The sequence below is a fragment of the Aquipseudomonas guryensis genome (assembly GCF_014164785.1).
GTDB classification, from domain to species: Bacteria; Pseudomonadota; Gammaproteobacteria; order Pseudomonadales; family Pseudomonadaceae; genus Aquipseudomonas; species Aquipseudomonas guryensis.
In genome coordinates, this window is the sequence record NZ_JACJFN010000006.1 from 59,650 (window position 1) to 81,959 (window position 22,310).

At 63.1% G+C, this 22,310-nt stretch carries 22 protein-coding genes and 1 pseudogene; 11 read left to right on the forward strand and 12 right to left on the reverse strand.

The genetic code is table 11. The features are described 5' to 3' along the window. Nucleotides 1-172: 172 nt before the first annotated feature. From H3H45_RS19465 to H3H45_RS19480, 4 genes are all read right to left on the reverse strand, one after another. Nucleotides 173-1,828: an AMP-binding protein gene (locus tag H3H45_RS19465; protein WP_182835358.1), complete on the reverse strand. Its 1,656-nt coding sequence runs from the start codon at nt 1,826-1,828 to the stop codon at nt 173-175. A 117-nt stretch (nt 1,829-1,945) separates the two neighbouring features. Then, on the reverse strand, nt 1,946-2,404 hold the full coding sequence (sixA, locus tag H3H45_RS19470; protein ID WP_182835359.1) for a phosphohistidine phosphatase SixA: 459 nt from the start codon (nt 2,402-2,404) through the stop codon (nt 1,946-1,948). Then, the gene (locus H3H45_RS19475; protein ID WP_182835360.1) at nt 2,401-2,748 is read right to left on the reverse strand and encodes a DUF4389 domain-containing protein; all 348 of its coding nucleotides are present in this window, start codon (nt 2,746-2,748) and stop codon (nt 2,401-2,403) included. The genes sixA and H3H45_RS19475 overlap by 4 nt, the downstream gene beginning before the upstream one ends. Before the next feature lie 25 nt (nt 2,749-2,773). Further along, entirely contained in the window at nt 2,774-3,796 is a 1,023-nt protein-coding gene (locus H3H45_RS19480; protein ID WP_182835361.1) for an NAD(P)H-dependent glycerol-3-phosphate dehydrogenase, read from the reverse strand. A gap of 257 nt (nt 3,797-4,053) precedes the next feature. Here H3H45_RS19480 and H3H45_RS19485 point away from each other — a divergent pair, with 257 nt between their 5' ends. From H3H45_RS19485 to fabB, 3 genes are all read left to right on the forward strand, one after another. Further along, the gene (locus tag H3H45_RS19485; protein ID WP_182835362.1) at nt 4,054-5,943 is read left to right on the forward strand and encodes an ATP-binding protein; all 1,890 of its coding nucleotides are present in this window, start codon (nt 4,054-4,056) and stop codon (nt 5,941-5,943) included. Nucleotides 5,944-6,120: 177 nt separating this feature from the next. Further along, nucleotides 6,121-6,636, forward strand: a complete 516-nt coding sequence (fabA, locus tag H3H45_RS19490; RefSeq protein ID WP_182835363.1) for a 3-hydroxyacyl-[acyl-carrier-protein] dehydratase FabA — start codon at nt 6,121-6,123, stop codon at nt 6,634-6,636. Nucleotides 6,637-6,648: 12 nt separating this feature from the next. Further along, entirely contained in the window at nt 6,649-7,866 is a 1,218-nt protein-coding gene (fabB, locus tag H3H45_RS19495) for a beta-ketoacyl-ACP synthase I (protein WP_182835364.1), read from the forward strand. 58 nt (nt 7,867-7,924) lie between these two features. On the opposite strand, the gene H3H45_RS19500 is transcribed toward fabB, so the two are convergent. Continuing rightward, a complete protein-coding gene (locus tag H3H45_RS19500; protein WP_182835365.1) occupies nt 7,925-9,550 on the reverse strand; it encodes a methyl-accepting chemotaxis protein in 1,626 nt (541 codons plus the stop codon). Between the two features lie 280 nt (nt 9,551-9,830). Continuing rightward, the gene (locus tag H3H45_RS19505; protein WP_182835366.1) at nt 9,831-10,292 is read right to left on the reverse strand and encodes a DUF3859 domain-containing protein; all 462 of its coding nucleotides are present in this window, start codon (nt 10,290-10,292) and stop codon (nt 9,831-9,833) included. Between the two features lie 165 nt (nt 10,293-10,457). Here H3H45_RS19505 and H3H45_RS19510 point away from each other — a divergent pair, with 165 nt between their 5' ends. From H3H45_RS19510 to H3H45_RS19525, 4 genes are all read left to right on the forward strand, one after another. Beyond that, nucleotides 10,458-11,315, forward strand: a complete 858-nt coding sequence (locus tag H3H45_RS19510) for a substrate-binding periplasmic protein (protein ID WP_182835367.1) — start codon at nt 10,458-10,460, stop codon at nt 11,313-11,315. A 253-nt stretch (nt 11,316-11,568) separates the two neighbouring features. Continuing rightward, nucleotides 11,569-11,964 (forward strand): OsmC family protein, encoded by a 396-nt coding sequence (locus H3H45_RS19515; RefSeq protein WP_182835368.1) that lies wholly within the window; start codon nt 11,569-11,571, stop codon nt 11,962-11,964. Nucleotide 11,965: 1 nt separating this feature from the next. Further along, nucleotides 11,966-12,826: a pirin family protein gene (locus H3H45_RS19520; RefSeq protein ID WP_182835369.1), complete on the forward strand. Its 861-nt coding sequence runs from the start codon at nt 11,966-11,968 to the stop codon at nt 12,824-12,826. Between the two features lie 82 nt (nt 12,827-12,908). Next, complete coding sequence (locus H3H45_RS19525) at nt 12,909-13,646, forward strand: substrate-binding periplasmic protein (protein WP_182835370.1); 738 nt, start codon at nt 12,909-12,911, stop codon at nt 13,644-13,646. Between the two features lie 100 nt (nt 13,647-13,746). Here the strand turns inward: H3H45_RS19525 and H3H45_RS19530 are convergent, their stop codons facing one another. From H3H45_RS19530 to H3H45_RS19555, 6 genes and pseudogenes are all read right to left on the reverse strand, one after another. Continuing rightward, nucleotides 13,747-14,478, reverse strand: a complete 732-nt coding sequence (locus tag H3H45_RS19530) for an HvfC/BufC N-terminal domain-containing protein (RefSeq protein WP_182835371.1) — start codon at nt 14,476-14,478, stop codon at nt 13,747-13,749. Continuing rightward, nucleotides 14,475-15,344: an MNIO family bufferin maturase gene (bufB, locus tag H3H45_RS19535; protein WP_182835372.1), complete on the reverse strand. Its 870-nt coding sequence runs from the start codon at nt 15,342-15,344 to the stop codon at nt 14,475-14,477. Before bufB ends, H3H45_RS19530 begins: the two co-directional genes overlap by 4 nt. Before the next feature lie 9 nt (nt 15,345-15,353). Next, nucleotides 15,354-15,647: a BufA1 family periplasmic bufferin-type metallophore gene (locus H3H45_RS19540; protein ID WP_182835373.1), complete on the reverse strand. Its 294-nt coding sequence runs from the start codon at nt 15,645-15,647 to the stop codon at nt 15,354-15,356. A gap of 36 nt (nt 15,648-15,683) precedes the next feature. Next, nucleotides 15,684-16,304, reverse strand: a complete 621-nt coding sequence (locus H3H45_RS19545; RefSeq protein ID WP_182835374.1) for a glutathione S-transferase family protein — start codon at nt 16,302-16,304, stop codon at nt 15,684-15,686. 86 nt (nt 16,305-16,390) lie between these two features. Further along, a pseudogene (locus H3H45_RS19550) lies at nt 16,391-16,813 on the reverse strand (DoxX family protein); the annotation flags it as partial. A 60-nt stretch (nt 16,814-16,873) separates the two neighbouring features. Next, complete coding sequence (locus H3H45_RS19555) at nt 16,874-17,377, reverse strand: YHS domain-containing (seleno)protein (protein WP_182835376.1); 504 nt, start codon at nt 17,375-17,377, stop codon at nt 16,874-16,876. A 175-nt stretch (nt 17,378-17,552) separates the two neighbouring features. On the opposite strand from H3H45_RS19555, the gene H3H45_RS19560 reads away from it, so the two are divergent. The 4 genes from H3H45_RS19560 to H3H45_RS19575 all read left to right on the forward strand — a co-directional run bounded on the left by H3H45_RS19560 (nt 17,553) and on the right by H3H45_RS19575 (nt 22,301). Next, on the forward strand, nt 17,553-18,467 hold the full coding sequence (locus tag H3H45_RS19560; RefSeq protein ID WP_182835377.1) for a LysR family transcriptional regulator: 915 nt from the start codon (nt 17,553-17,555) through the stop codon (nt 18,465-18,467). 1 nt (nt 18,468) lies between these two features. Continuing rightward, on the forward strand, nt 18,469-19,368 hold the full coding sequence (locus tag H3H45_RS19565) for a LysR substrate-binding domain-containing protein (protein ID WP_182835378.1): 900 nt from the start codon (nt 18,469-18,471) through the stop codon (nt 19,366-19,368). A gap of 180 nt (nt 19,369-19,548) precedes the next feature. Next, on the forward strand, nt 19,549-20,178 hold the full coding sequence (locus H3H45_RS19570; RefSeq protein WP_182835379.1) for a glutathione S-transferase: 630 nt from the start codon (nt 19,549-19,551) through the stop codon (nt 20,176-20,178). A gap of 68 nt (nt 20,179-20,246) precedes the next feature. Next, nucleotides 20,247-22,301: a pyridoxamine 5'-phosphate oxidase family protein gene (locus tag H3H45_RS19575; protein WP_182835380.1), complete on the forward strand. Its 2,055-nt coding sequence runs from the start codon at nt 20,247-20,249 to the stop codon at nt 22,299-22,301. Nucleotides 22,302-22,310: the final 9 nt, after the last annotated feature.

The window sequence follows — 22,310 nt, forward strand, 5'->3', positions numbered from 1 at the left end:
CTCCTTCCTGGAGTTTGCAGAAGGCGCAAGGGTGCCCAAGCGGGCGCACAGCTTCAATCGCCGGATTGCCGAATCATGGCCCCGGTCAAATAAATCGACTATTTAACCGCACCAGACCTGCTGCAATGGCGCGAGACAGCCGCGCGCATTGCAGCAGGACGCCAGCCGGCAGCTATTCCTGCCAGACCACCTCGCCGGAACGACTGCCCCAGGCGTGGAAATGCGGACTGTAAGCGCCCTCGACCGAGGCCCGCTTGATCTTCAGGGTCGGCGTCAGGAAGCCGTTCTCTACCGCCCAGACTTCCGGCACCAGCACCAGCCCGTTGAGCTTCTCGTGCTTGTCCAGCGCCTGGTTGGTTTCCTCCAACAGACGCTTGAGGCTGCCTTCCAGCTGCTCGCGCGGCTCCTTGCGACCGGCTTCGGAGAGCACGCACAGCGCCAGCGGCTGCGGCAGGCCATCACCAACCACGCAGACCTGCTCGATGTGCGAGTGCACCGCCAGGCGGTTCTCAATCGGCGCCGGGGCCACGTACTTGCCTTTGCTGGTCTTGAAGATTTCCTTGATGCGCCCGGTCAGGCGCAGGTTGCCGTCGGCATCTTGCTCACCCTTGTCGCCGGTCCGCAGGAAGCCGTCCTCGGTCATGGCTTCGGCAGTCTTGCCCGGTTCCTTGAAATAGCCCTGCATGGTCGAGCCGCTGCGCACCAGCACCTCGCCCTCCTCGCTGATGCGTACTTCCACGCCGGGGTTGTTCTGGCCGATCCAGCCCTGCTTGAACTTGCCGGGACGACAGACGTGCGAGTAGCCACAGTTCTCGGTCATGCCATAGACCTCCTGCAGCTCCAGGCCCAGGCGGCGGTACCAGTTGAGCAGCGCCTCGGGCACCGGCGCCGCACCGGACAGGCCATAGCGCACGGCATCCAGACCCAGGCCGCGCAGCACCTTGCGACCGAACAGTCGCCCGAGCAGCGGCAGGGAGAGAAGGAAATCCAGCTTGCTGGCGGACATCTTCGAATAGACGCCCATCTGGAACTTGGTCCAGATCCGCGGCACGCCGAAGAACACCGTCGGTCTGGCGCGGCGCAAGTCAGCGAGGAAGGTATCCAGGCTCTCAGCGAAGTACACCGTCAGGCCGCTGTACAGCGAATTGAGCTCGACGAACATGCGCTCGGCCACGTGGCACAGCGGCAGGTAGGACAGCACCCGATCATTATCGGAAACCCCGAACAACTCAGTGGCATGGCTGGCGGTGAAGCCGAAGTTGCCGAAGTTGTGCATCACGCCCTTGGGCATGCCGGTGGTGCCGGAGGTGTAGATGATGGTGGCCAGCTGGTCGGCTGCAGGACGCGGGGTGTCCTGGATCGGCGCACTGGCCTGCAGGTCCTGCCAGGTACGATCGAATCGGCCGTGCGGATGCAGCGGCAGGCATACAGTGACAACGCCCTCGGGTACGCCGGGAGCCATGGCCGGCCAGTCATCCAGCTTGCCGATAAAGGCCACGCGGGCCTCGGCATGCTCCAGCACCTGGCGCACGGAGTCACCGGTGAGATTGGGATACAGCGGCACCGAGACATGCCCGGCCATCCAGATCGCCAGGTCGGTGACGATCCAGTGTGCGCAGTTCTTCGAGATGATGGCGATCCGGCTGCCCGGTTCCAGCTCCAGGCCACGCAGCCAGCTGGCAGCGCGCCGCGCCTGCTCACCGACCTCGGACCAGCTCAGTTCCTCGACCTGGCCATTGCCCTGGGGCTGGATCAGGTATGTCTTGTTCGGATGACGCGACTCACGCTCGAAAAACACCTCGAGCGGTAAACGGACTGCACTGGCCACGGGGCCTCCTTGTTTTTTCTTATTGTCACAGGGAGCAACCAAGCACTTGCTTGGTTGAATATTCCATGCGTCAGGAGGCAGTGCAAGTTAAGAAATGTTTCAGTTCCCGCAACAGCTCTAGTGCGGGTGATGCAGCGCGTCGAGCGCCAGCGCGCCGGCCAGCAGGTGTTCGCCGGAGAGGCAAACCAGGCTGGCGGTATGCAGGGTGATCGGCTGTTGCAGGTTTCCATGCACCAGCAATCCGGCAAGAGAGCCTAGCAGCGGGTTGTGGCTGACGATCAGGTATTCATCGGCAGCGTCGGCATCCAGTTGCTGCAGCACGGCGCGTGGGTCGTCGTCCGGAGTGAGCCAGTCGAAGGTGGTCAGCGGCAGTTGCAAGCCGAGGGTTTCGCGTACCAGTTCGGCCGTCTGCTGGGCGCGCCGATAAGGGCTGACGAGAATTTTCGTCAGCGCCACGCCGCGCAAATGCTTGGCCGCATGGCGGACTTCCTTGCGCCCGTGCTCAGTCAGGGCGCGCTCCGCATCGCTGCGCGCCCTGGGCTCAGCCTCACCGTGCCGCAACAGCCATAACTTCACAGCTTGGGCTCTTCGTCCACCACCGGATGGGCCGCGGGCGGAATGCTGTGCGGCTCGTTGTCTTGCGGCGCTCGCGGGGTCGGCCAGTCAGCGAACGGCCAAGGCTTTTCTTCGGTGTTGAAAGTGCCAAAGCGGCCGATCTGCTGCAGGTACTGGCTGAGGCTGTCACCAAAGCCTTGCAGACCGCCATTGGGGGCGCCGTAGAACAGGCGGTAGCCCAGCTGCAGCAGCACCACACCGCCGAGGATGATTTCCGCCAGCTGCCAGACGATGGTGAAGATCACCATCCACAGAATGCGCAACAGGATGGATTCACGCTCCAGTTCTTTACTTGGTTCACTCATGTCGCTCTCCCAATCTCGCTAGGTTTCAAAAACCACTGGTGGAAATGAAATCGACGTCGGTCTTCGGCTCGGCGCGCATCAGCGCCTCGATCACCTGGGCCAGGGTACGCCCCTCGAAGAGAATGGCATGCAAACCCGTGACCAAAGGCATGTAAATCTGCAATTCCTCGGCCTTGGCCTTGAGCACCTTGATGGTGTTGACCCCTTCGGCCACCTCGCCAAGCCTGGCCACGGCGTCTTCCAGGCTGAGACCTTCGCCAAGGGCGAAGCCGACCTGATAATTGCGGCTCTTCGGTGACGAACAGGTGACGATCAGGTCACCAACCCCGGCTAGGCCGAGGAAGGTCATGGGATTGGCACCCAGCTTGACCGCAAAACGGGTCATTTCCGCTAGGGCACGGGTGATCAGCATGCTCTTGGTGTTCTCGCCCATGCCCATCGCCACAGCCATACCGGCGATGATCGCGTAGACGTTCTTCAGCGCCCCGCCCAGCTCCACGCCGAAACGGTCGCGGCTGGCGTAGACGCGAAAAGTGCGCCCGTGCAGGGCCTCTTGTACGCGTTGGCAGAGCGCTTCGTCTTCACTGGCGATCACGGTGGCGGTCAGTGCCTGCTCGGCCACTTCGCGTGCCAGGTTGGGCCCGGACAGCACGCCAATGCGCGCTTGTGGGGCTACTTCCTCGAGGATCTGGCTCATCAGCTTGAAGCTCTGCGCCTCGATGCCCTTGGTGGTACTGACCAGCAGCTTGCCGGCCAGCGCACCTGCTACCGGCTGCAGGGCCTGGCGCAAGGCCGAGGACGGCAAGGCGACGAATACCAGCTCGCAGGCGGCCAGGGTCTCGGCCAGGTCGGTCACCGGCTCGACGCCCGGGTGCAGCTTGATGCCCTTCAGGTAGCGCGGGTTCTCGCGCTGGCTACGCATCGCGGCGGCCTGCTCCGGATCGCGCATCCACTGGCGGACGCGCTGGCCATTCTGCGCCAGCAGGTTGGCGATAGCGGTGCCAAAGCTGCCGCCACCCAAGACGGCGACTGGTTGTTGCTCGGTCATGATCGATCCAATCAGAGCCATCGAGATGGCGAATGGGCGGCATTATTGCGGAGCATCCGCCGACCGACCAGCCCTCAGAGCGCTTGCGCGCAGCGACAGACTGGCAAATACGCGTTTGTCGATTAACATGCGGGGCATTCCGCCCTATAGCAAGGCCGTTGTGTGTACCCGAACCTGTCCCTCCGCCGCCCATCCCACTCACGCCAGCAGATTCCGCCGCTGCAGGCTCTGCACCTGTTGGCTGGAGCTGGACACCCATGATCTTCGGCCGTAACTGGACTATTCATAGTCGTACCCAGCTGATCAGCGTCGGCCCCGCCCTGTTGCTGACCGTGCTACTCATCAGTTTCTTCACCTATGAACGCCTGCAGGACCTGCGCCAGGAACTCAATCGTACTGGCCAGCTGATCGCCAGCCAGCTGGCCCCGGCGGCCGAATACGGGGTCATTTCTGGCAACCTGGAGGTGCTCGACAACCTGCTGCGTTCCACGCTGACCACCTCGCACGTACGCTTTCTCGAAGTACGTGACCGTGAAGAAAACATCCTGGTCTATGTCGAGCAGAACAGTCATCCAGGCAGCACGTCGGTGGAGGTTTTCCATGCCCCCATCCACCTGCAGCAAGCCGGCCAGCCAGGCATTCGCAACAAGCTCAGCGACGACTACCTGGGGCGTGTGGTGGTCGGCATGTCCGGTGAGGCATTCACCAGCCGCCAGCAGGCCATTCTGTTCAAGGCCGCCGTGCTGGGCCTGTTCGCCCTGCTCCTGACCTTTCTCCTGGCGCGCCAGCTGGCAAGGCGCCTGGCCCAGCCGATCAGCGACATGGGGCAAGCCCTGCAAGCCCTGCAAGCCCTGCAGAGTGGTAACTACCAGCCGCCGCTGGCGGAAACCGCCACCGGCGAGCTGGGCGACCTGGCCCGGCATATCAACAAGCTGGCGCTCAGCCTGGCCGATGCCAGCCATGAGCAGCAACTGGCCATGACCCAGTTGATCAAGACCCGCGAAGAAGCCGAGCAGGCCAGCCGGGCCAAGTCGGACTTTCTGGCAATGATGAGCCATGAGCTGCGCACCCCCATGAACGGTGTGCTGGGCATGTTGCAGCTGCTGGAAACTACCGAGATGACCCAGGAGCAGGACGAATACGCCGCCCTGGCCACCGAGTCGACGGAACATCTGCTCAAGGTGATCAACGACATCCTCGACTTCTCCCGCATCGAACGCGGCGCCCTGGAGCTGGAGCGCATTCCGTTCAATTTGCTGGAGCTGCTGCAGGGCTCGATCCAGGTGTTCCAGCACAGCGCTCAGCAACATGGCTTGCACCTGACTCTGGAGAACCAGCCGGGTCTGGAACAGTTCGAGGTACAGGGCGACCCGACGCGGATCCGCCAGATCCTGGTCAACCTGCTGGGCAATGCGCTGAAGTTCACCGAAGACGGCGGCATTCGCATCGAGACCCACTGGCAGCCGCTGGATAACGAAGTGCTGTGGTTCACCTGTGCCGTACATGACAGCGGCATCGGCATCGCACCGCAGCGGCTGGAACGCATGTTCGACGCCTTCCAGCAGGCCGACTCGTCGATCTCCCGGCGCTATGGTGGCACCGGCCTCGGCCTGTCGATCGCCCGCACATTGGCCGAGCGCATGGGCGGCACCCTGCATGCGCGCAGCACGGAGGGCCAGGGTTCGGTGTTCACCCTGGAAATCCCCCTGCCGTTCAGCTTGCGCACGCACACAGAGGAGCCGGGCAATCAGCCACTCGGTCACTATGGCGAAGGCCAGGAAGTGCTGCTGGTAGAAGACAACCCCGTCAACCAGACCGTGATCGAAGCCATGCTGCGCAGCCTCGGCTATCGGGTCAGCCTGGTCAGCGATGGCGTCCAGGCAGTGCACAGTGCCAGCCAATGCGCCTATGCAGCGGTACTCATGGATTGCCGCCTGCCGGTCATGGATGGTTACGAAGCCACCCGGCAGATTCGCCAGCTGCACACGTACAGTAAGACCCCGATCATCGCCCTTACGGCCAATGCCTTGCAGGGCGATCGCGAAGCCTGCCTGCAGGCCGGGATGAACGATTACCTGGCCAAACCATTCAAGCGCGCCGATCTCGAGCGCATATTGCTGCGCTGGCTCAGTAAACGGAGCCACTGAGGGTGCTAAAGTCAGAGCCAGAGTGGCCTGGCGGGGGTCGTCACGATTCGAGGACACAAGTGTTCACCGCGGACTGTGACTTTCACCACAACGCAACAGTCTATGACTACGCTGCCGCCAGACGGCAATCAGGATGTAACACATAGCCCCGTGCGGCGGGGCCATTGAGGAGCTCGCATGACCAAGCAAAACGCCTTTACCCGGGAAGATCTGCTGCGCTGCAGCCGCGGCGAGCTGTTCGGCCCGGGTAACGCGCAACTGCCCGCCCCGAACATGCTGATGATCGACCGCATCGTGCACATCAGCGAAACCGGCGGCAAGTATGGCAAAGGCGAAATCGTCGCCGAGCTCGATATCAATCCGGACCTGTGGTTCTTCGGTTGCCACTTCGAAGGTGACCCGGTGATGCCAGGTTGCCTGGGCCTTGACGCTATGTGGCAGCTGGTTGGCTTCTACCTCGGCTGGCAGGGCAATCCGGGCCGCGGCCGCGCCCTGGGTTCGGGTGAAGTGAAGTTCTTCGGCCAGGTGCTGCCCACCGCCAAGAAAGTCACTTACAACATCCATATCAAACGCACCATCAGTCGCTCGCTGATCCTCGGCATCGCCGACGGCACCGTCAGCGTCGATGGCCGCGAGATCTACAGCGCCGAAGGCCTGCGTGTTGGCCTGTTCACCTCTACCGACAGTTTCTAAAGGATTTTTCGCATGCGCCGCGTCGTGATCACCGGTCTGGGCATCGTTTCCTGCCTGGGCAATGACAAAGACACCGTTTCCGCCAACCTGCGTGCCAGCAAGGCGGGCATCCGCTTCAATCCGGCCTACGCCGAAATGGGCCTGCGCAGCCAGGTTTCCGGTTCGGTCGATCTCAATCTTGAAGAGCTGATCGACCGCAAGGTCCTGCGCTTCATGGGCGATGCGGCGGCGTATGCCTACCTGTCGATGGAACAAGCGATCAAGGACTCCGGCCTCACCCCCGAGCAGGTGTCCAACCCGCGTACCGGCCTGATCGCCGGCTCCGGCGGCGCCTCCACGCTGAACCAGATGGAAGCCATCGATACCCTGCGCGAAAAAGGCGTCAAGCGCATCGGCCCATACCGCGTCACCCGCACCATGGGCAGCACCGTGTCGGCCTGCCTGGCCACGCCGTTCCAGATCAAGGGTGTGAACTTCTCCATTTCCTCGGCCTGCGCCACCAGCGCGCATTGCATCGGCCAGGCCATGGAGCAGATCCAGCTGGGCAAGCAGGACATCGTATTTGCCGGCGGCGGCGAGGAAGAGCATTGGACCCAGAGCTGCCTGTTCGATGCCATGGGCGCCCTCTCCACCCAGTACAACGAAACCCCGGAAAAAGCCTCGCGTGCCTACGATGCAAAGCGTGACGGTTTCGTCATCGCCGGCGGTGGCGGCATGGTGGTGGTCGAGGAACTGGAACACGCGCTCAAGCGCGGCGCCAAAATCTACGCGGAAATCGTCGGCTACGGCGCCACCTCCGATGGCTATGACATGGTTGCGCCGAGCGGCGAAGGCGCGATCCGTTGCATGCAGCAGGCACTGGCTACCGTTGACGCCCCCATCGATTACCTGAACACCCACGGTACCTCCACCCCCGTGGGCGATGTCGCGGAAATCCGCGGCGTGCGTGAAGTGTTCGGCGACAAGGCACCACCAATCAGCTCGACCAAGAGCCTGTCCGGTCACTCCCTGGGCGCCGCCGGCGTGCAGGAAGCGATCTACTGCATGCTGATGATGGAAGGCAAGTTCATCGCCGGCTCGGCCAATATCGACGAACTGGACCCGGAACTGGCCGACATGCCAATCCTGCGCCAGACCCGTGAGAATGCCGAACTGAATACCGTGATGAGCAACAGCTTCGGTTTCGGCGGCACCAATGCCACTCTGGTCCTGCAACGCTACAAGGGCTGATCCTTCGGCCCCATGAAAAACGGCGCCTGCGGGCGCCGTTTTTGTTAGCGGGCAAGACTCAGATCTTGAAACGCGCCACCAGTGAATTGAGATCGACCGCCAGACGCGACAGCTCCTGACTGGCAGCGCTGGTCTGGTTGGCACCCGCCGAAGTCTGCAACGACAGATCGCGAATGTTCACCAGATTGCGGTCCACCTCGCGGGCAACCTGCGCCTGCTCTTCGGAAGCACTGGCAATCACCAGGTTGCGCTCATTGATAGAGGCAATCGCCTGGGTAATGTTATCCAGCGCCTGTCCCGCGGCACGAGCCACCTCCAGAGTGGAACGAGCGCGCTGGTTGCTGTTCTGCATGGAACTGACCGACTTTTCGGTACCCTGCTGGATACCGCTGATCATCTGCTCGATTTCCTGGGTCGACTGCTGGGTACGGTGAGCCAAGGCGCGCACCTCATCAGCCACCACGGCAAAACCTCGGCCTGCATCGCCAGCACGAGCCGCCTCGATAGCCGCGTTGAGCGCCAGCAGGTTGGTCTGTTCGGCGATGGAGCGAATCACGTCAAGCACCTGGCTGATATCGCGCACTTTGCCGGCCAACAATTCCACCTCGCCAGCAGTAGCCGTCACGTCGCTAGCCAGGTGACTGATCGAGTCGACGGTCTGGCGCACCTGCTCGCGGCCCTGCTGAGCGGTCTGATCGGTCTCCTTCGAGGCCTCCGAGGTGCTCACCGCATTACGCGCCACTTCTTCCACTGCAGCGGTCATCTCGTTGACCGCCGTAGCGGCCTGTTCGATCTCGTTGTTCTGCTGATGCAGCCCACGGGTGGAGTCTTCGGTCACTGCATGCAGCTCTTCCGAAGCGGAAGCCAGCTGGTTGGATGAGTCGGCAATGCTTTGAATGGTGCTGCGCAGGCTTTGCTGCATGGTGCGCAGGGCCGTCAGCAATTGTGCTGGTTCGTCCTGACCAATGATTTCAAAGTTCTGCGTCAGGTCGCCGGATGCCACTACTCGCGCAACCTCAACCGCCTCGGTCAATGGCCGGACGATACTGCGGGTCAGCATCAGCGCCAGGAAGATGGTCGCTACCAGCGCCGCGACGATCAATATGATCACCAGGCCCATGGCATCCTCGTATACCTTACTGCTGAGCTCAGCGGCTTCTTTGGCCCCTTTCTCGTTGAGATGGGTCAGGTCGATCAGAACCTTGGTCATATCGGCGGCATGCTGGTTGAGCTCACCGCTGGCGACTGCAATCGCCGAATCAATATCGTCCTGGGCAGACAACTGCATAACCTTGTCCTGCTCGGTCAGATAACCCGCCTGAGCAATCTTGTAGCGCTCATACAGCTCTTGCTCTTCATCAAGAGTAATCAACGCCTCAAAACGCGCCTGAGACTCGCTCAAATCGCTCTTGAGCTGGTTCAGCTGCGAGGTGTTCTGCTGCACCACGGCTGGATCGCGGATCACGATCAGGCGCAGGGTGGCGGCGCGGATGCGCAGGATGTTCTGACTCATGTCATTGAGCGCCAGAATAGCGGGCAGCCAGACCTCTTTGACTTCCGAAGCCGCGCCATTCATGCGCTTCATCTGCTGCAGAGAAAAGCCCCCAACCAGCATCACCAACAACGCCAGGATGGCAAAGCCCAAACCAGCGCGTGTAGCGATTTTAATATTTCTTAGAGACATGGCAGGTTTCCTGGTAATCACTCGACAAGCTAACGGTAGTTATAACCAGCGGCATGGTCTGATACCAGCCGACGAAAGATTGGAAATACTTTTCAGCAACAGGTTATCGACGCCAACAGTAAGGCCTTTAGCCAGCACGCTGGAAAAGCCCCCCTGCCAGGCCATCGATCAGTACCCGCAAGCGCGACCTTGTCGCTTGTATTGCCTGGCCCATGCCTGCGGTATAACGCAAAAGGCCCGACCACTTGCGTGATCGGGCCTTGCGGAAATTCAAGAGGGATCAGCGAACCTGAAATTGCTGCTCCAAAAGTTTGCGATCGCCCTGGAACACCATGAAGCGCCACTCCCCCGGCACCACTTCGTGATGTTCGGTGAACTCGAAGGCCATCACGTCCTGCTCCGCGCCTGGAGCCAGCTTCTGCAGCACCTCGATCTTGTCCTGACGCCGGCCATCCGGGCCGACCAGACCTGGGGTGAAGTACATCAGGGTCAGCGGCTCGCCGCTTTCGGTCTTGCCGGCCAGGCGATAACGTACGCCGAACTTGGTACCCAGCTGGGCCGGTACCTGCTCGGTCTGCTCTATCTGCTGGTTGGCACGGGTCAGTATCCGCTCGCCCGGTTGCGGGTCCTTGAACTGGGTGGCAAAAACCCCGTACTCGATCGGCCCCTCGACACGCACATCGGCCATCACCAGGCTGGATGCCAGGCTCAGGGCCAGGGCAGTCAGGCTCAACACTTTCATCTCGCGCTCCTTGTTTGGGATGGCGCGAGCCTATGACCAAAGCATGACAGGCTGATGACAAGCCAAAGTCCGCAGGCGTCATTGCGTGGTCTTCGTCGGTCAGCTGGCCAGCAACCCCGCAAGCAGCCATGCTGAACAACGAAGCCACCACCCATGAGTTACCCAATGCCTCGTCTGCTCGCCTTGCTTGCCCTGCTCTGCTGCGGCCACTTGCTGGCCGGCGAGCGCCTGGTCTACCCGCTGCATTCCAGCGAGGATGATCCCGAGGCCTATGTGGTCGAACTTTTGCGCCAGGCCCTCGACAAGAGTGGTGCCGGCCACCAGTTGGTGCCTTCCCGCCTGGCCATGCCGCAGAGTCGCGCGCAGCAATCGCTGGAGCAGAACGACAACAGCGTGCAGCTGATGTGGACCATGACCACCAAGGAGCGCGAGCAGATCCTCCTGCCGGTCCGCATCCCCATCTACAAGGGCCTGATCGGCTGGCGCGTGGCCTTGGTGCGCGAGGAAGACCGCCACTGGCTGAAGTCAGTGCGTAGCCTGGCTGATCTCAAGCCGATGCGTTTCGGCCAACGCAGCGACTGGCCGGACACTGCCATCTTGCGCAGCAATGGCCTGCAGGTGGTCACCAGCCAGAGTTACTCGAGCCTGTTCCGCATGCTCGATGCCGGGCGCTTTGACCTGTTCCCACGGGAAGTGGTGGTGGCCTGGGACGAGCAGGCCCGCGCCAATCAGCAAGGCTTGCAGCTGACGGTGGATGAACATGTGGTGCTGCACTACCCCACCGCCTTCTACTTTTTCACCTCACGGGCACGAGCCGATCTGGCCGCGGATATCGAACGCGGCCTGGAACGGATGATCGCCGACGGCAGTTTCGACCAGCTGTTCGACAGCCATCACGGCGCGACCCTGCGCAAGGCTCAACTGGACAAGCGACAGGTCATCGAACTCAAGAACCCCGACCTGCCTGAGCTGACGCCTTTCGCCCGTGAAGAGCTTTGGTACCAGCCGGCCACCCCCAAGTAGAACGAACAGCGCCACCGCCCCGGCCCAGCAACTGGCCAGCGCCCCTGGTTGCGTCCGCTGAGTGACGACCTGCGCAGCCCTATCACCCCGTTCTACTGCCACTCGGCTAGCAATTCAGCGTCGCGGTGCCGATCCGCCCTCAGAATGGCCGTCTGCCGCAGGTATTTGGCGCCGATGTGCGCCTATGCGTGCTGGTCTGAGGACAGTAGCCTGGGCTAGGCTGAAGCCTCTACCCGCCAGCCTGGAAATAGCCATGATCCGCATCAGTACAGAGAACGGCCTGCGCCACAGCATCGAAATCGGCGAGCACCTGCTGCACACCGACGTCCCCGTCGAGCTTGGCGGCGAGGCCTCCGGCCCCGAACCTCATGATCTGTTCGATGCCGCCATCGGCGCCTGCAAGGCGCTGACCCTGATGCTCTACGCCAAGCAGAAAGGCATGCCGCTGGACAGCCTGGACGTGCGCGTGGCCCGCGACGATAGCGAAGAGCGCAAAGGCATCTATCGCCTGGCTGTACAACTGGACCTGCACGGTGCGCTGGATGATGCCCAGCGCCAGCAGCTGCTGCGCATCGCCGACAAGTGCCCGGTGCACAAGCTGGTGACCAGCAGCGAGGTGCAAATCACCACCCAACTCGATGAGGCCTGAGATGGCTGGCCTGTTGCTGATCCAGCCGCGCGCGGAAGACATCGCCGGCCAGCCGATCCTGCGCCCGCTGCCTTCGGCCAAATGCCGCAGCGTCGGCCCCTTCGTGTTCTTCGACCATATGCTGGAACAGGCCTACCCGGCTGGCAGCGGCATGAACATCAACCCGCACCCGCATATCGGCCTGTCCACCCTCACCTACCTGTTCGCGGGCGAGCTGCAGCACAAAGACAGCCTCGGTTCGGATCAGCACGTGCGCCCCGGCGATGTCAGCTGGATGACTGCCGGACGCGGCGTGGCCCATGTCGAACGTACGCCCGAGGCACTACGCCAGAGCGGTTCACGCCTGCACGGCCTGCAGGTGTGGCTGGCCCTGCCGCAGGAACTTGAGCAGAGCGAGCCGAGCTACAGCCACCACCCGGCCGCCAGCCTGCCGCGCAGCGAGGCCATGGGCGTGCAGATCACCCTGATCGCCGGGGCTGGCTTCTGCCTCGAATCGCCCGTGCCCATGCACTCGCCCACCCTCTACGCCGAGTTGAAACTGCAGGCCGGCGCCAGCCTGCTGATCCCGGCCGAGCAGCGCGAGCGAGCGCTGTACCTGATCGACGGCGAGGCCAGGCTGGAGGACACCGATCTCCCCCTACACAGCCTGGCCGTACTGCCCGAAGGCGAGGAACTGCTGCTCAGCGCTTGCAGCGAATGCCACCTGGCACTAATCGGCGGTGAACCGCTGGGACCACGGCGGATGTACTGGAACTTCGTCGCCAGCGACCCGGCCCTTCTGGAGCAAGCCAAGCAGCGCTGGGCGAGCGGAGACTGGCCGCAGGTGCCGGGCGAATTGCAGCGTATCGAGTTGCCGAGATAGCCAAAGCAGACCACCCTCAATGGCAACCCGCCATCACCGATGAAGCGCCATGCCCTCTGCCCAACTGTTGTTCCAGGCGTTGTTGCTCAGCCTCGGCGTACTGCTCGTCACACCCACCACCCAGGCGGCGGGCGAATCCTTGCGGGTGGGTTACTTCGATCTGCCACCGCACACCCGAACCGAGGGCGCGCAACCGTCTGGCGGCATTAGCGTGGCGTATTTCGAGCTGATCGCCAGAAAGATGGATTTGCGCGGTGTCAGCTACAGCAGACTGCCACTGCCTCGGCTGCTGAAGATGCTCGAACGGGGCGAGCTGGACATGATCCTGCTCCTAGCCAAGGACGCGGAGCGCGACGCGCGCTTTCTTTACCCGCAACAGGCCCTGTTCAGTACCGCCTCAGTGCTGGCCGTACAGGCCAGCAACCCCCTTGCCGCGATCCACTCGGCAGAGGATTTGCTGGCGCTGCGTATTGGGATCTGGCAGGACGGCTATCGCTCTCCCCTGATGCGCGACCCACGGCTACAACTGCAAACCCTGAGCGGCGACAACGTGATGAACAAGGGTCTGAGAATGGTCGCCGCCGGGCGCGTCGATGCCTTCTACTTCCCTGACGACTTCACCCTGAAATACGAAGCAAAAAACCTTGGCAACCAGGTCCAGATCAAGGTCCTGACAATGCCCGAGCAGCCGCTGCGGGTGTACTCGGTGTTTTCCCGCAAGAACGGCAACCAGTATCTGCCCCGCTATGAGCGAGCCCTGCGCGAGGTGCAGGCGCAGCAGCCCTATGCGGAGTTTTTCGATGCATTCAACGAGGACTGAATTCCGCAACTGGCACTGCGCCACTTGGACTGCATAAGCGCCCCGCCCCATCCACACTTGGGGGTGCAACAGGCTATTCGAGTGCCGTGGCCGCAGCCACCTAGCTGAAAACCTGCCAGTACACGAGCATGCTGAACCGCGCACAGAGCTGTGCCATATCCATCTGCGCTTGCAAAACCAGCGCCGCCTCGCTGAAAGACTTGCGATGCTGCAAGTGTTCAAGCAGATCCGCGCTGCTGTTATCCACCTTACGGGTCTTCAGCTGCAGCCCCTGGCGCCAGACCAGTACATTTTCGCCCGGCCAATTATCTTGCGGCAGCTCTGCACCGGACCACAGCGCCCAGAGCGGGTAAGTCGAGCGCAGTAAGGTCACGCTAGGATGCCATTGCAGACGCACATCCAGCAGTCGGTGCAGCGCCTCCTCGCCCAGACCATCGAGTTGCAGGGGCAGCGCATCGGCAGCATGAAAGGCCTGCAAACGCGCCCATTCCAGGCGAGCAACGTCCGCCAGAAAAGGCCAGTCGGCCAAGGGCGGGAACTGCTCGATAAACACTGCCAGATGCGCACCGTACTCATGCAGCACCGCCGAGCTTGGCGGATGCTGACTGCTGAACAGTGCCGCTAGCGCCGTGAAATAGTCCGCGCCCAGGAACCTCTCCACGGCCGGGTAGACTTGCCGCAACGCCTCGATGCGCCCGGCATGCACAGTGTTGCGCAGAATGTTGAAGCGCTGAGCGAAACGGCGCTCTGGCAGGCTTCCCAGTTGCCAGGGGATAGCGGCCTCGAGCCGATCCAGGGCCTGGGCAAATACGACCTGATCCGCAGCATTCATAGCGGCACATCCAGCGCGACCGCTGGCATGAATGGCACACACTGCAGCGAGCGCACACAGTCGGCCTCCGCTGCCAGTACCGACCAGGTCGGCAAGTTGCGATCCCATTCGACCAGCGTCGGGCACTTGCCGGCGTGGCGCACCCATTCGGCATACAGTTGCCAGGTGGTATCGGCGACCGCGCTGCCATGCTCATCCACCAGTACAAACTCACCGCCGGGCAGTTCAACCCGTGTATGCCCGGCCAGATGCACCTCACCGACTCGCTCCGCCGGTAACTGCTGCAGGTAATCCCGGGGCTCGCCGCCACAGTTGTGGCTACTGATCAGCAGGTTGTTCAAATCCAGCAGCAACCCGCAGCCACTGCGCTGGCTCAGGCTGCACAGAAATTCGACCTCGCTCATATCGCTTTGCGCCAGGCGCAGATAAGCGGCCGGGTTTTCGATCAGCACTTCGCGCTGCAACGCGCACTGCAACTGATCGACATGCTCGACCAGACGATCCAGGGTCGCACGGTCATAGGCAATCGGCAGCAGGTCGCCCAGGTAAACGCTCGCATGACTGGACCATGCCAGGTGCTCGGACACCAACACCGGCTGATAGCGCCGGCATAGTTCGGCCAGCCGTTGCAGATGCCCGGCATCCAGCGCCTGAGCGCCGCCCAGGGACAAGCCGACACCGTGCACGGAAAGCGGCAGATGTTCGCGCAAGGCGCCCATCTGCGCATGCAGCAAGCCACCGGCGCCGAAGTAGTTCTCGACATGGATCTCGATAAAGTCCAGCCGCTGCGGATCGGCCAGCAGCGCCTCGAAATACTGTGGTTTGAACGCCACACCAGCCCCAGCTTGCAGTGGTTTGCAGTTCATCGGCGTGCCCTAGCGGCGCTTGAGCGGAGTCAACGAACCAGTCCCCTTGGGCGTCACGATCGTGGTGCAGGTACCTGTGGGCACCAGCTTCCAGGCATCGCCCTGGTAATCGACCTTGGAGGTTCCGGCACAGGATGTTCCGGGGCCAGCAGCACAATCGTTCTGCCCGGCCAGGGAAATGCCGTAGCACTTTTCCTTGCCGGCGTTGACCGCAGTTTGCGCGGCACTGACGCTCGTGGCGCTGGCCAGCAAGGCACTGGTCAGAGACAGCGCCAGCGTGGCGTTGAAGGTACGACGATCCATATTCAATTCCTCATGCAATCAAGGGTAACGCCAGGCTCACTGCAGCCTGGCAAGCGCCCGCTGCACCGCCGGGCGAGCGCTGATACGCGCCACCCAGTCCTGTACCGCAGGAAAACGAGAAAGCTCGACACCGGCGTAATCCACCACCCGCAGCCAGCCGTAATGGCTGATGTCGGCCAACGAATACTCGGTACCCGCCAGCCAGGGTTGTTGGCTCAGACGTGCCTCGAGTACGCCGGTCAGGCGCACGGACTCACTGCGATAACGCTCGACTGCCACCGGAATCGGTTGTGCGGTCGAGCGCAGAAACCAGCCCGCCTGGCCGAACATCGGGCCGACTGCAGAGACCTGCAAAAACAGATACTCCATGGCGCGCCAGCGTGCGGAGGCGTTATCTGGCAAAAGCCCTGCGGTTTTCTGCGCCAGGTACAAGAGGATGGCCCCGGACTCGAACACCGAGATCGGTTGACCGGCCGGCCCGTCAGGATCGACGATGACCGGGATGCGACCATTCGGGTTAAGCGCCAGAAATGCCGGACGCTTCTGCTCACCGGCGGCCAGATTGAGCGTGATCAGCCGATAGTCGAGGCCCAACTCTTCCAGGGCGATCGGTATCTTCACGCCGTTCGGCGTATTGGCGGTGTACAGCTCGATCATTGCCCCAGCCTCTGAATCTGCTCGGCAAATGCCTCACTCTCGCCCGCCATCACCTCTTGGCAGGCACTGTGCGGATGCTGTCGACGCCGCCAGGCACGGGCGATCAAGTGGTCGATGGAGAGTCGTCCGCCGCCGTGACTGATCAACAGCAGCAACGCCACCGCCCAGGTGCCATGGGTAGCCCAGGCATCGGGATAGACCAGGGTCTGAATCACCAGGGTCATACCCAGCAGGCCGAGCGCCGCCAGGCGGGTGGCCAGGCCCAAAAGAAGCAGCAATGGCAACAGATGCTCGGCACCCACCGCTAACCAGGCCGCAGTAATGGGCGCCAACAGTGGCAGGCGATATTCCTCCTGAAACAGGTACAGCGCGTTATCACTCAGTTGCCAACCATCGACCTTGGTACGGCCGGACTGCCAGAACACCGCACCGGGAAACAGGCGCGCCAGCAACACCGGAGCGCTGCTGAACAAACCAGGCAGACGCGATAAAAGCGGACGAGCACTCATGCTGCATTCCTCGGGCAAGTGAACCGGCCTGGCACCCGATGGCGCCAGGCCGTTCAGGAGTTACAGAGTGTTGGCGGCCTTGTCCTTGATCAGCGGCCAGTTGGCTTCAGCCTTCTGAATGTTGCCCGCCACGTCCTGCGACCACTTCTGGAACACATCGGCGTTGACGTTCAGGTAGAGCTTGCCGTCGACCACTTTGAACTGGGTCGGATCCACGTCGAGCTTCTTGCCCAGCGCTGCGCCCATGGCGCAATAACCGCCGTACTGCGGAGCGTACTGGCTCGGATTGGCCTGGAATTTCTGCAGGTTTTCCGCGGAAGCGAAGTAGTAGGTGGCGCCGTCATGTTTGGCGGCAAAGCGCTTGTCACCGAGGGTCGGCATGCCTTTAGTGAAATAGGCCACGCTGTCATAGCCCTTGAGGATGACGGCCTGGGCATCGACGTTGATGGCGGCGGTAGAAGTCTCGTCGTAGGCGTAGCTACTGGTGACGGTCAGCAGTGCACCAGCACCCAGGGTCAGTGCGGCGGCCAGGGAGCTGGCGATAACGGATTTTTTCAGGTTCATGGGGCGTTTCCTTAGGACTTTTATGAGGTGATCGGGTCGCCGTCGAGGGTCATACCGTCGACGTGGAATCACTCTAAGGAAACAAGAAACGGACAAGAACAGACGCTTTTTGCAAGGAACAATTGCAGCCAATGGAATTAATCGACCACACTTGCTGGCCTACAAGGAGCCGCCCATGGACAGATTCCAGGAAATGCAGGTGTTGCTCGCCGTCGCCGAGGAACAAAGTTTCGCCGCGGCGGCGCGCCGCCTGAACATGTCGCCGCCCAGTGTGACCCGCGCCGTGGCGGCCTTGGAGGAACGCATCGGCACCCTGCTGCTGGCCCGCACCACGCGCAGCGTGCATATCACCGAAGCCGGTCAGCGCTATGTGGAAGATTGCCGACGCATCCTCGCCGAACTGGAGGAAGCCGAAGAGTCCGCCGCCGGCAGCCATGCCATGCCGCGCGGTCAACTCACCCTCACCGCGCCGGTGCTGTTTGGCGAACTCTATGTCACCCCGGTGATGGTCGATTACCTGAACGAATACCCGGCGGTGAACATCAAGGCGTTGCTGGTCGATCGGGTGGTCAGCATGGTCGACGATGGTATCGACGTGGCCATCCGCATCGGCAATCTGCCCGACAGCGGCCTGCACACCGTCAAGGTCGGCGAAGTGCGCCAGGTCATCTGCGCCTCCCCTGCCTACCTCGCCGAACATGGCCACCCGCAGCATCCCGAGCAACTGCAGCAACACCGCATCGTCATGTCGTCTGCCAGTCACCTGCTCAGCGACTGGCACTTCGCCGGCGTCGATGGCCCCGTGAGCGTGCGTACCGAGCCGCGCCTGATCGTCACCGCTAACCAGGCCGCGATCAATGCGGCCTGCATGGGCTGGGGGTTGACCCGCGTACTCTCTTATCAGGTGGCCGGCAAAGTTGCCGCCGGCGAGCTGGAAGTCGTCCTGCAGGACTTCGAGCAGCCACCGCTGCCTATCCACGTGGTCTACCAGGGCGGGCGCAAGATCAGCGCCAAGGTGCGCAGCTTTGTCGACTTCTGCGCCGCCCGCCTGAGCCAGGACGTCGCCCTCAACCCAGGGCGCAAGGGCTGACATGGATCGCCACCATGAGATGAGCGTGTTTCTGGCGGTGGCCAGCGAGCTGAGCCTGGCTGCGGCAGCGCGGCGTCTGCAGATCTCCGCGCCCACCGTGACCCGCGCTCTGGCCTCGCTGGAAAACCGCCTAGGAGTCACCTTGCTGCAACGCAGCACACGCGGCGTCAGCCTCAGCCCGGCTGGCGAGCGCTTTGCCCATGATTGCCGGCGCATCCTGCAGGATGTCAGCGACGCCGAAGCCTCCGCCTGCGGCCTGCATGCCCAGCCACGCGGTCATCTGCACCTGGCCTCGCCGTTGCTGTTTGGCCAGCAACTGCTGATACCCATCGTGCTGGACTACTTGAACGACTATCCCGAGGTACAGGTCTTTGCCCGCTTCATGGACCGCTTTCCCAACCTGCACGAAGAAGGGGTGGACGTGGCCATGCTGGCCGGCGAGCTGGCCGACTCCTCGCTGTTCGCCGTCAAAGTCGGCGACATCCGCCGGATTGTCTGCGCCAGCCCGGACTACCTGGCGGCACAGGGCACGCCGCAGCATCCTGAGGAGCTGCGCAGTCATGCGGTCGTTCACTCCAGCGCCGACGCCCGTCTGCCCGAATGGCGCTTTCGCGAGGGCGCCACGACCCTCAACATTGCCCTGCGCCCACGCCTGAGCTGTGCCACCAACCAGGCCGCCATCGCCGCCGCCTGCCGGCATGCCGGGCTGACTCGCTGCATGAACTATCAGGTGCATGAGCAACTCGCCCAGGGCCATCTAGTGCAGGTGCTGCAAGCCTTCGAACCAGCCGCCGTGCCCGTGCACCTGGCCTATCGCGAAGGCCGCAAGGCCGCCGCGCGCGTGCGCAGCTTTGTCGACTTCGCCAGCCAGCAGCTGCGGCAACACCCGGCGCTGCGCTGAGCACAGCAGCGCGGCCTGGCGCCGAGCCACATTGCTTTCTTGCAGTTGCTGAAATAAAGGATTGCGATTTTTGGTGATTCTGCTGATTCACGCTTAGGCAGAGTATGGCTCCCATCAGCGCGGCCCACTCAGGTAACCCCGGCCCGCTGAGCCCTCACTCACTCAAGCGCGGAGCCCAGCATGTCGCACAATCCGATCAAACTTTACCGTCACCCACTCTCGGGCCATGCCCACCGCATCGAGCTGCTGCTCTCGCTGCTCAACCTGCCCACCGAGCTGGTCTTCGTCGACCTGGCCAAGGGGGCGCACAAGCAGCCGGAGTTCCTGGCCCTTAATTCCTTCGGCCAAGTTCCGGTGATCGACGACAACGGCACCGTGCTCAGCGACTCCAACGCCATCCTGGTCTACCTGGCGCAGAAATACGGCAACGGCCGCTGGCTGCCGAGCGAGCCGCTGGCCGCTGCAAAGGTACAGCGCTGGCTCTCGGTCGCCGCCGGGCAAATCGCCTCGGGGCCGGCCACTGCCCGCCTGATCACCGTCTTTGGCGCGCCGTACAACGCCGAGGAAACCATTGCCCGCTCTCACGCCCTGCTCAAGGTGATGGACCAGGAGCTAAGCGCCAGCGCGTTCCTGGCCGGCGACCAGGCGACCCTGGCCGATGTGGCCGGCTATACCTATATCGCCCATGCCCCGGAAGGCAACGTGTCGCTCGCCGACTACCCGCATGTTCGTGCCTGGCTGGCGCGTATCGAAGCCCTGCCCGGTTTCGTACCGATGCAGCGTACGGCTATCGGCCTGCAGAGCGCCTGAGTCCATCGGGCCTGGCCAGCGTCGCGTTGGATAGCGCGCTGGCCAGTCCCCCCTTACGGAGACCACATATGAACCTGCCTCCCGAACCCACCTCTTCGCCCTGGCATGCCGGGGAGCAGCAGTTGCAGGCCAGCCTCGGGGTCGCCGAGCGCATGGCGGTGTTCGGCAGCAAGGTGATCCGCGACTACATGCCGGATCAGCACCGCAATTTCTACCGACAACTACCGTTCATTCTGCTGGGGACGGTGGATGCCGAAGGCCGCCCCTGGGCCAGTATTCTCGAAGGCGAGCCGGGTTTTGCCCACTCGCCTGATCCACGCCGGCTGCAGCTGGCGACCTCGCCGCAGCCCAGTGACCCTGCGGCCAGCGCCCTGCAAGCCGGCGCGGCGGTCGGCCTGCTCGGCATCGAGCTGCACACGCGGCGGCGTAACCGGGTCAATGGAACGGTCGAGCAGCATGGCGAAAACGGCCTGAGCATTGCGGTCGAACATGCCTTCGGCAACTGCCCGCAATACATCCAGCTACGCCAGTTGCAGCTTCAGCCCCAGGCACCGAGTGCTACCACTGTGGAAGCCGAACAGCGCGACAGCCTGGATGCCGCCGCCCGCGCCGTGATCGGCCAGGCCGATACCTTCTTCGTCGCAAGCTATGTCGAGCACGCCGACGGCAGCCGCTCGGTGGATGTATCCCATCGCGGCGGGCAGAGCGGCTTCGTGCGCGTAGAAGGCAATCGCCTGACCATCCCCGACTTCGCCGGCAACCTGCACTTCAATACCCTCGGCAATCTGCTGCTCAACCCACGCGCCGGCCTGCTGTTCATCGACTTCGCCAGCGGCGATCTGCTGCAGCTCAGCGGACGCACCGAGCTGATTCTCGAGGGCCCGCAGATCGCCGCCTTCCAGGGTGCGGAGCGGCTCTGGCAGCTGGATGTCGAGCGACTGGTACGGCGCCCCGCCGCACTCCGGCTGCGCTGGCAATTCGAGGGTTACTCGCCGAACAGCCTGATGACCGGCAGCTGGAGCGAAGCCGAGGCGCGCCTGGCTGCCGAAGCCTTGCGCGAGCAATGGCGCACGCTGCGCGTGACGCGCATCGTCGAGGAAAGCGCCAATATCCGCTCCTTCTACCTGGAGCCAGACGATGGCGCCGGCTTGCCGATTTTCCAGGCCGGCCAGCACCTGCCGCTACGCCTGCGCCTTCCCGGCCAGGAGCAGCCGCTGATCCGCACCTACAGCCTGAGCAGCGCACCTTCCGACCACTTCCTGCGCATCAGCGTCAAGCGCGAGGGCCTGGTCTCGACCTACCTGCACGAGCAGATCGGCGTCGGCAGCCGTCTCGAATGCCGGGCGCCGCAGGGCCGCTTCAGCCTCGATGCCGACCAGCGCCGGCCTGTGGTGCTGCTGGCCGCCGGGGTTGGCGTCACGCCCCTGCTGGCGATGCTGCGCGAGGTGATCTACCAGAACCTGCGCCTACGCCGCTCGCGACGTGTGTGGTTCGTACAAAGCGCCCGGCAGCTGGCCGATCTGGCCTTTCGCGAGGAGCTGCAGACCTTGCTGCAGCGCGGCGGTGAGTCGATACAGGCCGTGCGCCTGCTCAGCCAGCCGGAAGTGCACGCCAGCGAGGGCGAGGACTTCGAGCTGAGCGGACGCATCGATATCGACCTGCTCAAGCAGCTGCTGCCTTTCGACGACTTCGACTTCTACCTGTGCGGGCCGAGTGCCTTTACCCAGGATCTCTACGACGGTCTGCGCGCGCTGAATATCGGCGATGAGCGCATCCATGCGGAAACCTTCGGCCCGTCGAGCCTGCGCCGCCAGGTCAGCCAGGCAGCCCCGGCGCCAGAGCAACCGCCAGCCGCCACCACGCCGGTTGCCGTGCTGTTCCAGCACTCGGCCAAGGAAGCGCGCTGGACACCCGGCAGCGGCAGCCTGCTGGAGCTGGCCGAGAGCCGCGGTCTGAACCCGGAATTCAGTTGCCGCGGCGGTTCCTGCGGCACCTGCCGCACCCGCCTGCTCGCTGGCCAGGTGCACTACCCCATGCCACCTGCCGAAGCGCCCGCAGCCGGTGAGGTGCTGATCTGCTGCGCCATACCGGCCGGCGACAAACCGCTGCTACTCGATCTCTAACCCACATCA

What these genes read in the sequence shown, in the direction of transcription:
- H3H45_RS19475 (WP_182835360.1), bottom strand. Translation starts at nt 2,748, where the DNA reads ATGAGTGAACCAAGTAAAGAACTGGAGCGTGAATCCATCCTGTTGCGC.
- H3H45_RS19480 (WP_182835361.1), bottom strand. Translation starts at nt 3,796, where the DNA reads ATGACCGAGCAACAACCAGTCGCCGTCTTGGGTGGCGGCAGCTTTGGC.
- H3H45_RS19485 (WP_182835362.1), top strand. Translation starts at nt 4,054, where the DNA reads ATGATCTTCGGCCGTAACTGGACTATTCATAGTCGTACCCAGCTGATC.
- fabA (WP_182835363.1), top strand. Translation starts at nt 6,121, where the DNA reads ATGACCAAGCAAAACGCCTTTACCCGGGAAGATCTGCTGCGCTGCAGC.
- fabB (WP_182835364.1), top strand. Translation starts at nt 6,649, where the DNA reads ATGCGCCGCGTCGTGATCACCGGTCTGGGCATCGTTTCCTGCCTGGGC.
- H3H45_RS19500 (WP_182835365.1), bottom strand. Translation starts at nt 9,550, where the DNA reads ATGTCTCTAAGAAATATTAAAATCGCTACACGCGCTGGTTTGGGCTTT.
- H3H45_RS19505 (WP_182835366.1), bottom strand. Translation starts at nt 10,292, where the DNA reads ATGAAAGTGTTGAGCCTGACTGCCCTGGCCCTGAGCCTGGCATCCAGC.
- H3H45_RS19510 (WP_182835367.1), top strand. Translation starts at nt 10,458, where the DNA reads ATGCCTCGTCTGCTCGCCTTGCTTGCCCTGCTCTGCTGCGGCCACTTG.
- H3H45_RS19515 (WP_182835368.1), top strand. Translation starts at nt 11,569, where the DNA reads ATGATCCGCATCAGTACAGAGAACGGCCTGCGCCACAGCATCGAAATC.
- H3H45_RS19520 (WP_182835369.1), top strand. Translation starts at nt 11,966, where the DNA reads ATGGCTGGCCTGTTGCTGATCCAGCCGCGCGCGGAAGACATCGCCGGC.
- H3H45_RS19530 (WP_182835371.1), bottom strand. Translation starts at nt 14,478, where the DNA reads ATGAATGCTGCGGATCAGGTCGTATTTGCCCAGGCCCTGGATCGGCTC.
- bufB (WP_182835372.1), bottom strand. Translation starts at nt 15,344, where the DNA reads ATGAACTGCAAACCACTGCAAGCTGGGGCTGGTGTGGCGTTCAAACCA.
- H3H45_RS19540 (WP_182835373.1), bottom strand. Translation starts at nt 15,647, where the DNA reads ATGGATCGTCGTACCTTCAACGCCACGCTGGCGCTGTCTCTGACCAGT.
- H3H45_RS19545 (WP_182835374.1), bottom strand. Translation starts at nt 16,304, where the DNA reads ATGATCGAGCTGTACACCGCCAATACGCCGAACGGCGTGAAGATACCG.
- H3H45_RS19555 (WP_182835376.1), bottom strand. Translation starts at nt 17,377, where the DNA reads ATGAACCTGAAAAAATCCGTTATCGCCAGCTCCCTGGCCGCCGCACTG.
- H3H45_RS19560 (WP_182835377.1), top strand. Translation starts at nt 17,553, where the DNA reads ATGGACAGATTCCAGGAAATGCAGGTGTTGCTCGCCGTCGCCGAGGAA.
- H3H45_RS19565 (WP_182835378.1), top strand. Translation starts at nt 18,469, where the DNA reads ATGGATCGCCACCATGAGATGAGCGTGTTTCTGGCGGTGGCCAGCGAG.
- H3H45_RS19570 (WP_182835379.1), top strand. Translation starts at nt 19,549, where the DNA reads ATGTCGCACAATCCGATCAAACTTTACCGTCACCCACTCTCGGGCCAT.
- H3H45_RS19575 (WP_182835380.1), top strand. Translation starts at nt 20,247, where the DNA reads ATGAACCTGCCTCCCGAACCCACCTCTTCGCCCTGGCATGCCGGGGAG.